Origin of the sequence: Hyphomonas sp. UBA3601 (assembly GCF_002375605.1) — a bacterium.
Taxonomy (GTDB): Bacteria; Pseudomonadota; Alphaproteobacteria; order Caulobacterales; family Hyphomonadaceae; genus Hyphomonas.
Genome location: NZ_DFME01000092.1, coordinates 6800 through 21398, shown reverse-complemented (window position 1 = coordinate 21398; position 14599 = coordinate 6800). Strand labels below are relative to the sequence as shown.

The 14599-nt window shown below is 58.0% G+C and carries 14 protein-coding genes and 1 other RNA gene; 8 read left to right on the top strand and 7 right to left on the bottom strand.

Features of this window, described 5'->3' with window-relative positions:
• The coding region (locus B4F73_RS09470) for a C40 family peptidase (RefSeq protein WP_290481337.1) at positions 1-399 on the top strand (399 nt) is incomplete at its 5' end.
• Here B4F73_RS09470 and B4F73_RS09465 read toward each other — a convergent pair.
• Positions 396-1268, bottom strand: coding sequence for a c-type cytochrome (locus B4F73_RS09465; protein WP_206992330.1), 873 nt, complete (start codon positions 1266-1268; stop codon positions 396-398). The genes B4F73_RS09470 and B4F73_RS09465 overlap by 4 nt on opposite strands.
• Positions 1269-1429: 161 nt before the next feature.
• Here B4F73_RS09465 and B4F73_RS09460 point away from each other — a divergent pair, with 161 nt between their 5' ends.
• A complete protein-coding gene (locus B4F73_RS09460) occupies positions 1430-2266 on the top strand; it encodes a prephenate dehydratase (protein ID WP_290483099.1) in 837 nt (278 codons plus the stop codon).
• Here the strand turns inward: B4F73_RS09460 and B4F73_RS09455 are convergent.
• Complete coding sequence (locus tag B4F73_RS09455; protein WP_206992332.1) at positions 2263-3156, bottom strand: LysR family transcriptional regulator; 894 nt, start codon at positions 3154-3156, stop codon at positions 2263-2265. The genes B4F73_RS09460 and B4F73_RS09455 overlap by 4 nt on opposite strands.
• Before the next feature lie 182 nt (positions 3157-3338).
• Between B4F73_RS09455 and B4F73_RS09450 the strand changes: the two genes are divergently transcribed.
• Positions 3339-3878: a hypothetical protein gene (locus B4F73_RS09450; RefSeq protein WP_290483098.1), complete on the top strand. Its 540-nt coding sequence runs from the start codon at positions 3339-3341 to the stop codon at positions 3876-3878.
• Between the two features lie 20 nt (positions 3879-3898).
• The gene (locus B4F73_RS09445; protein WP_290483097.1) at positions 3899-4357 is read left to right on the top strand and encodes a YHS domain-containing (seleno)protein; all 459 of its coding nucleotides are present in this window, start codon (positions 3899-3901) and stop codon (positions 4355-4357) included.
• A gap of 385 nt (positions 4358-4742) precedes the next feature.
• Here the strand turns inward: B4F73_RS09445 and B4F73_RS09440 are convergent, their stop codons facing one another.
• Both B4F73_RS09440 and nudC read right to left on the bottom strand, forming a co-directional pair.
• On the bottom strand, positions 4743-5006 hold the full coding sequence (locus B4F73_RS09440; RefSeq protein ID WP_290478696.1) for a hypothetical protein: 264 nt from the start codon (positions 5004-5006) through the stop codon (positions 4743-4745).
• A 107-nt stretch (positions 5007-5113) separates the two neighbouring features.
• On the bottom strand, positions 5114-6028 hold the full coding sequence (nudC, locus tag B4F73_RS09435; protein ID WP_290478697.1) for an NAD(+) diphosphatase: 915 nt from the start codon (positions 6026-6028) through the stop codon (positions 5114-5116).
• A 161-nt stretch (positions 6029-6189) separates the two neighbouring features.
• Between nudC and typA the strand changes: the two genes are divergently transcribed.
• Positions 6190-8016: a translational GTPase TypA gene (gene typA / locus B4F73_RS09430; RefSeq protein ID WP_034816009.1), complete on the top strand. Its 1827-nt coding sequence runs from the start codon at positions 6190-6192 to the stop codon at positions 8014-8016.
• An 83-nt stretch (positions 8017-8099) separates the two neighbouring features.
• The gene (locus tag B4F73_RS09425; protein ID WP_206992336.1) at positions 8100-8285 is read left to right on the top strand and encodes a hypothetical protein; all 186 of its coding nucleotides are present in this window, start codon (positions 8100-8102) and stop codon (positions 8283-8285) included.
• A 9-nt stretch (positions 8286-8294) separates the two neighbouring features.
• On the opposite strand, the gene B4F73_RS09420 is transcribed toward B4F73_RS09425, so the two are convergent.
• Together B4F73_RS09420 and B4F73_RS09415 are read right to left on the bottom strand one after the other, a co-directional pair.
• Entirely contained in the window at positions 8295-9371 is a 1077-nt protein-coding gene (locus tag B4F73_RS09420; RefSeq protein ID WP_206992337.1) for an acyltransferase family protein, read from the bottom strand.
• Positions 9372-9550: 179 nt separating this feature from the next.
• Positions 9551-11638, bottom strand: a complete 2088-nt coding sequence (locus B4F73_RS09415; protein ID WP_290478700.1) for an alpha/beta hydrolase family protein — start codon at positions 11636-11638, stop codon at positions 9551-9553.
• A gap of 119 nt (positions 11639-11757) precedes the next feature.
• Here B4F73_RS09415 and ffs point away from each other — a divergent pair.
• An RNA gene (ffs, locus tag B4F73_RS09410) (signal recognition particle sRNA small type) lies at positions 11758-11858 on the top strand.
• Between the two features lie 16 nt (positions 11859-11874).
• On the opposite strand, the gene B4F73_RS09405 is transcribed toward ffs, so the two are convergent.
• Positions 11875-12390, bottom strand: coding sequence for a hypothetical protein (locus B4F73_RS09405; RefSeq protein ID WP_206992339.1), 516 nt, complete (start codon positions 12388-12390; stop codon positions 11875-11877).
• A 410-nt stretch (positions 12391-12800) separates the two neighbouring features.
• Here B4F73_RS09405 and B4F73_RS09400 point away from each other — a divergent pair.
• Positions 12801-14599, top strand: a 1799-nt coding sequence (locus tag B4F73_RS09400; protein WP_290483096.1) for a ribonucleoside-diphosphate reductase subunit alpha, incomplete at its 3' end; no start/stop codon positions are given.

Genomic DNA, 14599 nt, shown 5'->3' with positions numbered 1-14599 from the left:
GAGCGTTTTCTCGGCACGCCATATCTGTGGGGCGGACGGGAGAGCCTCGGGCTCGATTGCACCGGGCTGACCCAGCAGGCCTTCGAGGCGGTGGGTGTGATACTGCCGCGCGACAGTGACATGCAGTTTGCCTGGACCGGAGATGACATTCCGGACTGGCGCGCGCCGAACGCTTTGCGCCGAGGCGATCTCGTCTTCTGGAAAGGGCATGTCGGCATCATGACCGATGCCGACCATTTGCTGCATGCGAATGCGTGGCACATGGCTGTGGCGGTCGAACCGCTGGAGTCTGCCATTACAAGGATCGCAAACTATTACGCCGAGCCCATAGGGGCCCGGCGCATAGATATTTCGTCGAAACGGGGGCGCACCCCCGACTGGCTAAGTGTAAGCGCCTAGTTATCGTCCGTGGCTTCGGTCACGGCCTCTTCAGCTTCGCCTGCAGCGTCTTCAACTGCTTCGACGGCTTCTGCCGGAACGGTTACGGTCTCACCGGTGCCACCATCATCCCGGCCGGTCGCATCAACTGAATCGATGGTTTTGACTTCGCCGGTGGCCAGGGTCGGGTTTTCCATGTCGTCCACGCCATCGGCTGGAAGGGTTGCTTCGACGGCGTCGCCTTCGGCAGCTTCCGCACCCTCTTCGCCCTCGGCGCCTTCTTCAGCAGAAGCAGCGAGTGGTTCCGGGAAGGCCGGTGGGTTGGTGGTATTTGCTGCGAGATAGGCGATCACGTTTACACGATCATCATCGCGGCGCAGTCCAGCAAAGGACATGGTCGTGCCGCGTGCGTAGGAAGACGGGTTGTAGAGCCAGTCATTCAGGTTTGCGTAGTTCCAATCACCGTCCATGCCCTCAAGCACGGCAGAATAGGCAAATCCGGCATGGGCAGCCTTGTCGGCGCCGACCACGTTGTAGAGGTTCGGGCCGGTGCCGTTCGCGCCGCCCTGATCAATCGTGTGGCACGTGGCGCACTTGCCTTTGAAAGTGCGCTCGCCACGAGCGATATCTGCGCTGGCCAGCAAAAGGCCGAGGTCGAAGACTTCTTCGGCTTCGCCGCCGGTGCCACCTGCGTCAGCAACTTCGACGCAGTAGGCGAATTTCTCGCACATCTGTTCCGTCATGGAGGCCGCTTCAGCGTGCTCGTCGCCATGATGGGCGCCTTCGCTTCCACCGCTGAACACGATGCCGGATAGTGTCTGCAGGGCGAAGACTCCGAGGGCTGTAGCGAGCAGCGCACCGAAAATCTTGTTGAGACCGAGTTCTCCCATGGAGGCATTCCTTCGAATCTGTCTGGTCATACGTCTTGGCGCGCGCCTTTTGGCACGCTAACGGAGTGCAGACAATATAAAGGCTGTGCGTTATAGGGCTTCCCCCTTTCGTCGCGGCGATCCGACGCACATGATTCCACGAAAAAGGGGACATCAAACCCATGACCGGCAAAATCGCGTATCAGGGTGAACCTGGCGCAAACTCTCATATCGCCTGCAATGAAGCGTATCCCGCCCTTGAGCCGATGCCGTGCCGCACGTTTGAGGACTGTTTCGCGGCTGTGGAGCGGGGAGATGCCGATTTGGCCATGATTCCCGTGGAAAACACGATCGCCGGCCGGGTGGGGGACATTCACTATCTGTTGCCGAACACCGAGCTTCAGATCGTTGCTGAGTATTATCTGCCGATTCGGTTTCAGTTGATGGCGCTGGCGGGCACGCGCCTGGCAGATATAAAAAAAGCGCGCTCTCATATCATGGGCCTCGGACAATGCCGCAATTTCCTGCGTGCGCACGGCATTGATTCGGTCACAGCGGCGGACACGGCAGGCGCGGCACGCGAAGTGGCCGAACTCGGCGATCCATCCGTGGCGGCAATTGCGCCGCGATTGGCTGCGGAGGTCTACGGTCTGGAAATCCTCGCTGAAGACATCGAAGACGCCGCCCACAATACGACGCGGTTCATCATCATGTCGAAGGACCATTCAGACGTTGAAGCCAAGGATGGCCCCGCCAAAACGGCGTTCATGTTCGAGGTGCGCAACATTCCTGCCGCGCTCTACAAGGTGATGGGCGGATTTGCGACCAATGGCATCAACATGACCAAGCTGGAAAGCTATATGGTCGGCGGGTCGTTCACTGCGACGCTCTTCTATGCCGAAATTGACGGTCACCCGGATGAACGACACGTTCAGCTGGCCTTGGAAGAGCTGGGCTTTTTCTCGCAATCCCTGAAAATTCTCGGCGTGTTCCCAAGCACTGAACACGCGCCGGACTAGCAGTGAGACATCGCCTCTTTCAGAGCTTCGGTCACATGGTCGGCAAAGAGCTTTGTCTTTCCGCGTAGGCGGCCGGCGGTCCAGACGCAATTCACGGGCAGGCTCTCCATTTCCCAGTCGGGAAGGATGCGGACCAGTTGACCATCTGATACGCAGCCTGAAACCAGCCAGTTCGGCGCCATGAGGATACCGAGTCCGGCAAGTCCGGCCTGGACGAGATTATCGCCACCAGACGCTGCGAATGGGCCGTCCACCCTCACAGTTATCTTCTCGTCGCCGCGTGTCAGAGTCCAGTCAGAGTAGAGCCCTTTCCTGAACAGGACGGCATCATGGTGTTCCAGGTCTGTCGGGGTTTGCGGCGTGCCCTTGCGCGCAAGGTATTCGGGCGCTGCCCAGAGCGTACGTGGAGAATCTGCGAGCTTCCGAGTCATCAGCCGGGAATCGCTGAGATGGCCAAAGCGGAATGCCAGGTCGATGGCTTCCTCGACAAGGTCGGTCAGCGCGTCATCCGAAATCACATCGAACCGAATGCGTGGATATTTCTCCAGGAAGGGTGGAATGGCCGGGACAATGATCCTCCGGGCGAAGGAATTCGAGCACGATATGCGTAGCAGGCCGACCGGCTCATGTTGCAGGCCGCGCGCTTCAGCCTCCGCAGATTCATAATCCGCGATCAGGTCGACTGCGCGTCGGTAGAAACGTTCGCCAGCTTCGGTAAGGCTGAGCGCACGTGTTGTCCGCTGGAAGAGCGTAACGTCTAGTTGGGCTTCGAGATCCTGAATGCGGCGGGACACGGTGGGCTGGCCCACTCCGAGCGCCGCGGCGGCCTTGGAGAAGTTGCCCGCTTCAGCCACGCGAACGAACAGGCGCATTGCGTCGATACGGTCCATCTGACCCCTCCCTGCATGTCGAACGCTAATTTAGGGACGATAAACGCGTTTCGCGAGTGCGAAACAGCAATTCACGAAATTTAGCCTTTCGGCTCACACAAAAGTGGGTGGGGCTCACACGTCCTTGTTTTGAGGGCGAGCGAATTTCGTGAGACAAGCCTGCGCAAGGGAGGACGTAAAACATGCTGTCACACGTCAAGAAATATGCCCCAGTAGCCTATGCGCTGATCGCCGCCGCAGTCTTTTTGGACAGTTTGCGGTTCAAGTTTACCGATGCGCCCGAAACGCAGGTGATTTTCGGAAAGCTTGATGCGTGGGCTGCCGGCTTCGGGGCGGGGGGATTGTTCGATCAGACCGGCCTGTTCAGCCAGTACGTCATCGGATCAGCTGAGTTGGTAGCCTCAACACTATTGCTCATAGGCCTTGTTCCAGCCCTGCGCCGGTTGCAGACACTGGGCGCATTGATCGCGACCGCTGTCATGACCGGAGCGGTAAGTTTCCATCTGTTCACGCCGCTGGGCATTGATCCGAACAATGATGGAGGCGGTCTTTTCGCGATGGCGGTTGCGGTTTGGCTAGCGTCGATTGCGTATCTCTTGTTTCATCGGAGTACGCTCCTTTCCATTCTCACCGGAGTAGGCCGTGCCATCCTGCCTGGACATACGCGCACTGTGGTGGACCGTACCTCTGCACCTGCTAAACTGGCGTCAGTCCAATCCTGAACCCAACCGGAGTTTTCGAAATGAAGCTACGTTCGATGATTTTTGCCGCTGGGCTTGCTGGACTGCCCATTGTGGCGGTCGCACCGATCGCGCATGCGGAGCCACCAATCTATACGGGCGTGTTCTCTGACACGGCCTTGCAGGGGTATGACCCTGTCGCCTATTTCACATCGGGAGCGCCGGTGAAGGGCGATGATGCGTTCACGGCTGACTATATGGGCGCAAAGTTCAAATTCGCTTCTGCGGTCAATCGTGACGCCTTCATAGAAGCCCCGGAAAAATATGCGCCTCAATATGGCGGCTATTGCGCTTGGGCGATGGCGGACGGCAAGCATGCAAAGGGCGATGCGAGATACTGGAAGATCGTCGATGGAAAGCTCTATCTCAATTACAACAAGAGCATCCAGAAGAAGTGGGATTCGGACGTTCCAGCATTCATCGATCGCGCGGATACAGCCTGGGCCAGCATTAATGACTAGGGCAAGCGGCCCAATTGGTTAAAGGGCGTTTTCAGAAAATTGGAGTGCATCTTTCTCCGGTGCGTCCTGCAAAAGCGTGTTGAATCAACTGTTTCGTCCGGCCAGGCGTTCCGGTGCTGCACAAGTCGAAAAATTCCCCGCGTAAACGGCGGGCAAAAAGAATCGCCACAATGGGCGGGTATGATTGGCAGAGGATCAAGCGGGTACCCCATCCGCGAAGATCAGTCCGGTCTGAACGGGCCAGAGGGCACTCGATGCCGTTTGCCACTGACCTGTCAGAGTCCCCCGCGTCCTATGGGCGTGGGGGTTTTCGGTCCGGCCCCCAATATCGGCACAAAAAAACGGGCGGGAGGCCCGCCCGTTTCCGACAAGCATGTCCGCAAGCTTACTTCTTCTTTGCGGCCGGCTTCTTTGCAGCAGGTTTCTTTGCAGCGGGCTTGGTGGCCTTTGCTGCAGGCTTCTTCGCCGATGCGGCCGCTTTCGGAGCGGCAGCCTTCTTGGCTGCCGGCTTTGCCGCAGCTTTTTTCGCAGCGGGTTTCGCCGCTACTTTCTTGGCTGGCTTTGAGGCCGTTTTTGCCACGGTTTTCTTGGCCGCGGGCTTTTTGGTGGCGGCCTTCTTGGCCGGCTTTTTCAGAGTTGCTGTTGCCATGTCGGGTCTCCTGTAAATGGCAACATTCAGCCTAGAATGATTCGAGCAAAATCAACTCCATTTTTGCGTAACTCCGCAAAGGGATAGTCTGAGGTCAGACCGCCCGATCAGCCCCGTTCGGCCCACACTTTCAACAGATGGTGCGCGATGGCCATGGGCGGGGGGCAGAAGAAGCGGTCGTGCGTGCCAGCCAGCATGCGTTTGACATCGTCGCGCGTAAGCCACTCAGCCGATTCCAACTCGTCGGTGTCGACCGTGATTTCGTCTGTCTGAGCTTCCAGGATCAGGCCGACCATCAGCGAAGACGGGAAGGGCCAGGGCTGACAAGCGATGTATTCGGCGCTGGCGGGGTCGCAGACAATGCCGGCTTCCTCTTCCAGTTCGCGTGCGGCGGCTTGCTCGATTGTTTCGCCTGGCTCGCAGAAGCCTGCGAGGGAGGAGACAAATCCGGCAGGCCAATTTGCTTGTCGGCCAACAAGGCATTTGTCGCCCTTGACCGCGAGCATGATGGCCACGGGGTCCGTGCGCGGAAAATGCTCGGTGCCGCACGCGGGGCATTCGCGTTTCCAGCCCGCTTCGACAATCGCGGTACCTGCGCCGCACTTTGCGCAGAAGCCATGCGAGGCGTGCCAAAGGAAGATGCTGCGTGCGGTCGAGGTGCAATTGGCCTCCAGCGCGCTCATGCGCCCGGCCGCCGCGCGAAACTCAATGAACTCGCCGACGCCTGCGATGAGAGAGGTTTCAAGATCAAATTTGGGCGGCAGATTGACCGCGAAGACGGGTGCGCCGCTCGTATCCTGACCGAGGAAAATGCGGGGAGAACCCGGCGAGACTTTCTCGATTTCCGGCCCCATCCAGACAAGGCCGCCATCTGTCGCAGCGAATGGATCGCCATTGCGCAGCATCAGGACCAGCACATCGTCGCGCGCAAAAGCTGCATCCAGCCAGGCATCGTCCTTGCGGTGATGCGCGGCACGATCAATCGGCTTGGCAGCAAGCGGCATGTCATTGGAATTGGTCATGTGGCGATCCTCACTTTGCCCGGCTGACTTGCCGCCTGAAGGCGGGTTTGTAAATGAGGTTCGCCGCGGCAGGGGCCTGCCTGACAACAAAGCATAGCCAATCGCGGCGGGCACGTGTATGTGCGCGGCAAATCAGCCTCCCTCCCGAAAGCATACCCTCCATGTCCACGCCTATCGAGAAAATGCGCAACATCGCGATCATTGCCCACGTTGACCACGGCAAGACCACGCTCGTCGATGAATTGCTGAAACAATCCGGCACGTTCCGCGAGAACGAAAAGACCGCCGAACGGATGATGGATTCCAACGATCTGGAGAAAGAGCGGGGCATTACCATTCTCGCCAAGACGACGTCGGTGGAATGGAAAGACTATCGCATCAACATCGTCGATACGCCCGGACACGCCGATTTCGGTGGTGAAGTGGAGCGTATCCTTCAGATGGTGGATGGCGCCATCGTGCTGGTCGATGCGGCTGAGGGCCCAATGCCACAGACCAAATTCGTCGTTTCCAAGGCCCTGAAAGTCGGCCTTCGCCCGATTGTGGCCGTGAACAAGATCGACAAGCCTGAGCGTCGGCCCGATGAAGTGATCAACGAAGTGTTTGACCTCTTTGCCAATCTCGACGCCTCAGACGACCAGCTCGACTTTCCGATCCTCTACGGCTCGGCCAAGCAGGGCTGGATGAATACCGAATATGAGAACCAGACCGAAAACATGGATTCCCTGTTCCAGATGGTTGTTGATCATGTGCCCGTACCAAAAGTGGAAGAGGGACCGTTCCGCTTCCTCGCCACAACGATTTCTTCCGATCCGTTTCTCGGCCGCATCCTGACGGGCCGCGTCTCGTCCGGCACGATCAAACCGAACCAGTCCATCAAGGTGCTGAACCGTGACGGCGAACTGGTCGAGCAGACCCGCGTCTCCAAAGTGCTGGCGTTCCGCGGCCTGGACCGCGTGCCGGTCGACGAAGCCCAGGCTGGCGATATTGTGTCCCTTGCGGGTACGACGAAGGCAAACGTAGCCGACACATTCTGTGATCCTTCCGTCAGCGAGCCGATCGAAGCGCAACCGATCGATCCGCCAACCATCTCCATGACATTCCGCGTCAATGATTCTCCGCTGGCCGGTACCGAAGGTACGAAAGTCACCAGCCGGATGATCTGGGACCGCCTGCTGAAAGAGGCCGAAGGCAATGTCGCCCTCAAGGTCGAGCGTGCGACCGACGCCGAGGCGTTCACCGTCTCCGGGCGCGGCGAGCTCCAACTGGCCGTCTTGATCGAAACGATGCGCCGCGAAGGCTTTGAACTGGGCGTCTCACGTCCGCAAGTCGTGATGCAGGAAGGCCCGAACGGCGAGAAGCTTGAGCCAATCGAGGAAGTCGTCATCGATGTGGATGACGAGCATTCCGGCGTGGTCGTGCAGAAACTGTCCGAGCGCAAGGCCGACATGCTGGACATGCGCCCGTCGGGTGTCGGTCGTACGCGCATGATTTTCCATGCGCCGACACGCGGCCTGATCGGTTATCAGGGTGAGTTGCTGTCCGACACGCGCGGCACCGCGATCATGAACCGCGTCTTCCACGAATACGCCCCGCACAAGGGCAAGATCCAGGGGCGCCATACGGGCGTTCTGATCGCCATGGAGCAGGGTGAAGCAGTCGCCTTCGCGCTTTGGAACCTGGAAGATCGAGGTCCGATGATGATCCATCCGGGCAACAAGGTGTATGGCGGGATGATTGTTGGCGAGCACAATCGCGACAATGATCTCGAAGTGAACGTGCTGAAGGGCAAGAAGCTGTCCAACGTCCGCGCGTCCGGTACTGATGAGGCTGTGCGTTTGACGCCGCCACTGCAGATGACGCTGGAAAAGTCGCTGGCTTATATCGCCGATGACGAACTGGTTGAGGTCACACCGGAGAACATCCGGCTGCGCAAGGTCTATCTTGACCCGCATGAGCGCAAGCGCGCGGCCAAGAAGGGCGACTAAGTCAGATTGCTGATGCGGGCCGGGAACCGGTCTGCAATGGCCACGTTGTGTCTTCAGATGTTTTAGAAGCACTGGAGCGCGCAATGTCGTCTTTCGGAATTTACCTGATCGGTTTCCTGGTCCTCGTATCAGGGCTTGCCTATGCAGCCTTTCTGCTTGGTGCGCCGCCGGTCTGGATCGGCACTGGTGCCATCGTGCTGATTGGCTTCGGTATCATTACCGGCGTTGCCAAGACTCGTCGTCGGGATGAGACCGCGACAAGCGAGTAGGAGCCAATCCTATACGACAGTCGGCCGCATGGTCGCCGCCTTGCCCTGCACCGATTTTGGCGGAAGCTTTGACAGGTGGAACGCCTTGCGCAGCCATGTATTTGTCGGCGTCTCGAAATAGCGGAAGCTGAGATAGGCAAGAAACGAAGTGAGCGGCAGCACGGTTGCGAACAAGAGAATGGTTGCGACCCAGTCATTGCTGGTGAGGCGGAACAGCGTGACCCCGAATGCTGTCATCAGCAAGGGGTGGATCAGGAAGATTCCATAGCTGATCTTGCCGCCCATCGACAGGAAGTCATTATTCAGCGGTTTGCGGAACAGATCTTGTCCGGCGCAGGCAAACACGACGAGCGCGCTGGAGACAGCATAGACACCCATCCGTCCCCAAGATGGCAAAGTGGTGTTCATGGCGATGGCAAAGCCCGCGATGCCGATCAGGCCAATGGGCCACATCGACGTGCGCTTCACAAATTCCTGAACGGCCTTCTGTCGCAAAGCGAGCCCCATGATGCAGCCCATGGCGAATTCCAGGAGGATCGGGTTTCCGTAGAATTCGCGATAGGGACCTGCGGGCAATAGCTGCGCTCCCGCAATCACGCCAATGGTCATGAGGATGGCAGCGGGAACTTGCACGCGCTCCGGCACGAATAGCGACAGTGAGAAAAGCAAGTAGAACAGCATGATATAGCCAAGCGTCCAGCCCACGAACAGGATCGGCTGGATATCGCCACCAAGATCATAGTGTGGAAGGAACAGATAGCTGCTCACGATAGAGGACAGGGACGTATCAGCCTCGTGGAAGAGCCACGGGCGCGCCAAGGCGAGGAGCAGGGTCAATGTTGTTGCCGCCCAGTAGAGGGGCACAATTCGCACGGTGCGCTTCATCATAAAGTTCAGGGGCGTGTCATCGGGGCGCGTGATGTAGACCAGAATAAAGCCACTGATCGCAAGGAACAGGTGAAATCCAGGCGCTGCAGAAAAGGTCAGGTGCACAGTGTCCGAATGAGAATGCACGAACGCCCGTATATGGAAGATCGCAATAGCGTAGCAGGACAATGTCCTGAGCAAATTGATACTGTGCAGCATGTCCAAGCCCCCTGACCTGCTTTCGTCCCGTTAGACACGCGAGGCAATGCAAAAGGGGTGCCATCGGACTTCCCGCACGGTCGGTCGGGGCGGGAAGTCGCAAATTTCTCTCAATTTGAAGGGGTTATAGCACCAGAATACCGTTCACGATTTAACGTGAACGGTATTCCGGTTCGGGACTATTTTCCCTCCGAATCCTCATCGATTTTGGCCGGATCATATTTGGCGAACCACCCCATGATATTGTCGGTTTTTGCAATCAGGCGGCTCGGTCGACCTGCAATATAGTGCGAGGACCCGGGCACGCGGATGAGCGCGGTGTCTACGTCATTCATCTTGAGGGCGGTGTAGAACTGCTCTGCTTCCCAGGTCGGGGTTCGCCAGTCTTCTTCGCCAACCATGACCAGAGTCGGCGTGACGACTTGATCGACATACGAGATTGGAGAAAGCTTCAGGAAGGCGTCCGGATTGGACCACGGATCTTCACGTATCCAGTGACGCCGGACAAATTGTGCGATGTCGCCGGCAAGCGCCATCGTCATCCAGTTGATCACCGGTTTGATGGAGGCAGCCGCAGCAAACCGGTCCGTCTTGGTGACGATCCACGCCGTCAGGATGCCGCCTCCAGAACCACCGGTTACAAACAGACGATCAGGATCCGCATATTTACGTGCGACGAGTTCGTCGACCACGCTCATGAGGTCATCATAGTCATAACCCGGATAGGCTTGGTCGATGGCCTGGGCGAATTCTTCTCCGTATCCGGTCGACCCGCGTGGGTTCACATAGACGGTGACATATCCCTCGGCAGCATAGCGCTGAATCTCGCTGGCGAAGAAGGGGCCGTACATGGAGAACGGTCCGCCATGGATTTCGAGGATAAGCGGGAAGCTGCCATCCGCCGTGAAATTCGGGGGCAGGGCAACCCAGGCCTCGATCTCGAGGCCGTCATGGCTGGACGCAACTTTCAGTTCTTCAATGGGTGCCATGTCGAGATAAGGCAGCACATCGGAATTCAATTCCGTCAGGATGCGTCCATTCTTTCCATCCGACCGGATCGTGGCGACTTCAGCGGGCCGATCTGTAAATCCTGCTGTATAAGCAATCTGTTCGCGCCGACCCGATTTTGCCACCGAAAAACTGCCACCTGCATAGGGGCGGCCGATGGATGTGCCGCCGATCCCCGTGACCACCTGGGTAAGGCGACCCTGAAGATCCAGCTCGTTCAGCGTAAGGACGCCATGGTCCTCAAACAGCATGAAGAGGCTTTTGCCATCCGGTGCCCATTCGATCTGGCCAGGCGATCCGGGAAAGCCTGACAGGAGCTCACGAACGCCCGAGCCATCCGGGCCCATCACATAAAGGTGGTTCTGCTGGTAGGATTTCAGCTCGTCATCGTAGCCGAGAAAGGCAATTGAGCGTCCGTCCGGTGCGGGCGTGGCGGCGAAGTCCGGCCCGTCGCGTGAGGTGAGGGGCGTGATCTGGAGGTTGGACAGTTCGACCGAATATATCTCGCTCTCAATGGGGTCCATGTCGCGGTCGTCGGCGAGATTGCCCGTGACGAGCAGCGTATCATTGTCGAGCCAGGCTTGCCCGCCCATGTCGGCTTCGCCTGTCGTGACTTGCCGCGGTGTTCCGCCCTCTGCAGGCAGTACGAAGACTTGGTCCGCGCCATCTTCAAGATAGCCGGCACCGTCAAACCGGAAGGTCAGATCGTCAATCACCTTTACCGGATCAGCCCATTTCGCGCCCTCGGGCTGTTTCGGCGGCGTCGCGAAGCCCGGCTTGTCGCCTGGTACGAACATGGAGAAGGCGATGTTGCGGCCATCGGGAGACCAAGTGGCGCCTGATGGGCTCTCCGTGAACTGTGCAAGCGAATAGGACAAGCCGGTGTCCATATAGACGAGTTTCAACTCGGGCTTTCCGCTCGCTGTGCTCGTGTAGAGGACGCGGGAGCCATCGGGCGACCAGCTTGGCGCGCCTGCACTGCCGCCCACACCGAGCAGGGGACGCTGGGCACCACTCTCAATATCAATAATCCATAGATGACCCGTGTCGCGGTCGGTCATCCGGTCCATGCTGTGGCGGACATAGATAATGGTCTTGCCGTCTGGCGAGATCTGCGGGTTGGTCGCATACTCGATGTCGAAGACGCGCTCTGCGGTGAAGCGCTTGCTGTCTTCAGCCGTTTCTTCCTGAGCAATTGCCGAAGTGACGGCCAAAGCCGCCGTCAGGCCTGCAGCGGCGCAAATTTGGTGAAGTTTCATTGAGTATCCCTCCAAGAACCCTGTGCCGAAAGGCTAACACGGTATTGGAGGAGGGGTTAAGTGTTTCGGGGTGGACGCTGGCCCTTGCACCGAGCGGCCGCTCGGCGCATATAACCGGCAGGAGGCAGGCGGCGGACGGGTCGCTCGCCAATCGGGTCAGGTCGGGAACGAAGCAGCCCCAACGAGTTTTTTCGCCCGGGTCGCTCGTCTGTCTCCGCCTTACCCATGAAATTCAATCAATTGATGTTGCGCAGGTCTGTGCCCAGCTCGAGGTGCAGCCTCAGGCGCGCCAATGTCCGGAACACAGAGAAGTTCAGCTTCGCGCGCTCCAGAATGTATTGATTGCGGTCGAGCCCCGGGGTCAGTGTGCTGGTCTCCTGAAGGTGCAACAGATGCCGACCATCCTTTTGCGGGACGATTGTGAACTCGCAAGATGATTCGGTCACCGCACAGTGCTTGTCCGTCGACCGCGCAGTCGTGCGATAGCAATAGCGTTTGCGCGGGCGGGATTCGGTGACTTCGAAGACGAGCGTGACATCGGGCTGGTCTGGGTCGCTGGCCTCGAAAATGTCGTAGGCAGGGTTGCCGGCACCGAAGGTAAAGCCGCGCTGGCGCAGGGCATTGCTTGGGGAGGCAAGGTCCAGTCGTTCAAAGATCTCGGCGGCGGGGGCGTCGATGACCGTTTCGCCGTCATTCACGATGGGCGCGTTGGCCCAGTTCTCCAGGGTCTGATTCTTTAGCCAGTTCAGCATAGTATCCTCTTGCAGGTCAGAATTGGACCAATGAGACCATAATGCACGGTGGACGTTAGTGATTGTCTCAACAGGTCGGACCAATCGGTTGAGGAATCGTCACTCTGCGTTAACTGAATCCCTGTCGATTGATCTTCCAAGAGGTAAAATCGGACCAATCTGAAAAGAGATTTGTGATGCAGATTTGTGCAGTCTCTGAAAGGCCAATACTGGCGGGCCATCGATGGGTGTGTTAATCATTGATTAACCAGAATTCCACGGCAAATTTGACGTTTTAGAGACAAGGCCCGTTGACCCGATATTAACCTTCAGACACTATATCTTGTGTCAGGAACGGGGTTGAGAGCAATATCTGGCTTTCAGGGGCTTCCGGACCTATATGTATCTATCGATTCTGAAGGGCTGCTCTTATGTCTGCAACCGAGGCAAAAACTGTGTCTAAATCTGCGCTCCGCAAGGGTAAGCCCAAGGCTGGAGTGGAAGGCCTGCTGCGCGTTGTTGAAGGCAGCCCGATTGTGATGGATCCGTCGCGTGATTCCCTTCTGACCGAATTCGGCAAGAAGACGCTCCAGGATCGCTATTTGCTGCCCGGTGAGTCCTATCAGGACATGTTCGCCCGCGTTTCGCTGGCCTTCGCCGACGACACCGAGCACGCTCAGCGCCTGTACGATTATATGTCCAAGCTCTGGTTCATGCCTGCGACGCCTGTTCTTTCGAACGGTGGCGCGGCACGCGGCCTCCCCATTTCCTGCTTCCTGAACCAGGTTGGCGACTCGCTAGACGATATCGTTGAGACCTGGACCGAGAATGTCTGGCTCGCATCAAATGGCGGCGGCATCGGAACCTATTGGGGCAATGTCCGCTCGATTGGCGAGAAGGTTGGTCAGAACGGTCAGACCTCCGGAATCATCCCGTTCATTCGTGTCATGGATTCGTTGACGCTGGCGATCAGCCAAGGTTCGCTGCGCCGTGGCTCGGCCGCGTGTTACATTGATGTCCACCACCCGGAAATCGAAGAGTTTCTCGAAATCCGCAAGGCGTCCGGCGACTTCAACCGGAAATCCCTGAATCTGCATCACGGTATCAACATCACCGACGACTTCATGGAAGCGGTGAAAAATGACGAGGATTACGGCCTGATCAGTCCGAAGTCGAAGGAAGTTATCCGGACGATCAATGCTCGTAAATTGTGGCAGAAAATTCTTGAGCTGCGCATGCAGACTGGTGAGCCATACCTGTTGTTCACCGACACCGTGAACAACGCCATGCCTGCTCACCAGCGCAAGCTTGGCCTGAAGGTCACACAGTCCAATCTCTGCTCCGAAATTACCTTGCCAACCGGTGTCGACCATGCAGGCCAGGACCGCACCGCTGTGTGCTGCCTGTCTTCGGTCAATGCCGAGAAGTATCTCGAATGGTCCAAGGATGAGACCTTCATCGAAGACATCTTCCGCTTCCTCGACAATGTGCTTGAAGACTTCATCGAGCGCGCGCCGCCGGAAATGGCCCGCGCTGTCTACTCCGCGAAGCGTGAGCGTTCGGTCGGTCTCGGCCTGATGGGTTTCCACTCCTTCCTGCAGACAATGAATGTGCCGCTGGAAAGCGCCATGGCGAAAGTCTGGAACGAGAAGATGTTCAAGCACATCCGGCAGGGTGCCGATGCGGCTTCTGTCAAGCTCGCCAAAGAACGGGGGCCTTGTGAGGATGCCCGTGACGTCGGCATGATGGCCCGTTTCAGCCACAAGATGGCCGTGGCCCCAACAGCATCGATCTCGATCATCTGTGGTGGAACGTCGGCTGGCATTGAGCCAATCCCGGCAAACGTCTACACCCACAAGACGCTGTCAGGTTCCTTCACCGTGAAGAACCAACAGCTCCAGCGTCTTCTGGCCAGCAAGGATATGGACACGGACGAGGTCTGGACCTCAATTCTCGAGCATGAAGGCTCCATCCAGCATCTCGAATGCCTGGACGAACACGAGAAATCTGTGTTCAAGACGGCGTTCGAAATCGACCAGCGCTGGATCATCGAACTGGCGGCCGACCGCACGCCTTATATCTGCCAGTCGCAGTCCCTGAACCTGTTCCTTCCGGGCGACATCGCCAAATGGGACCTTCACATGCTGCACTGGACAGCGTGGGAGCGCGGGCTCAAATCGCTTTATTATTGCCGCTCCAAATCGGTACAGCGCGCGGCATTTGCCGGGTC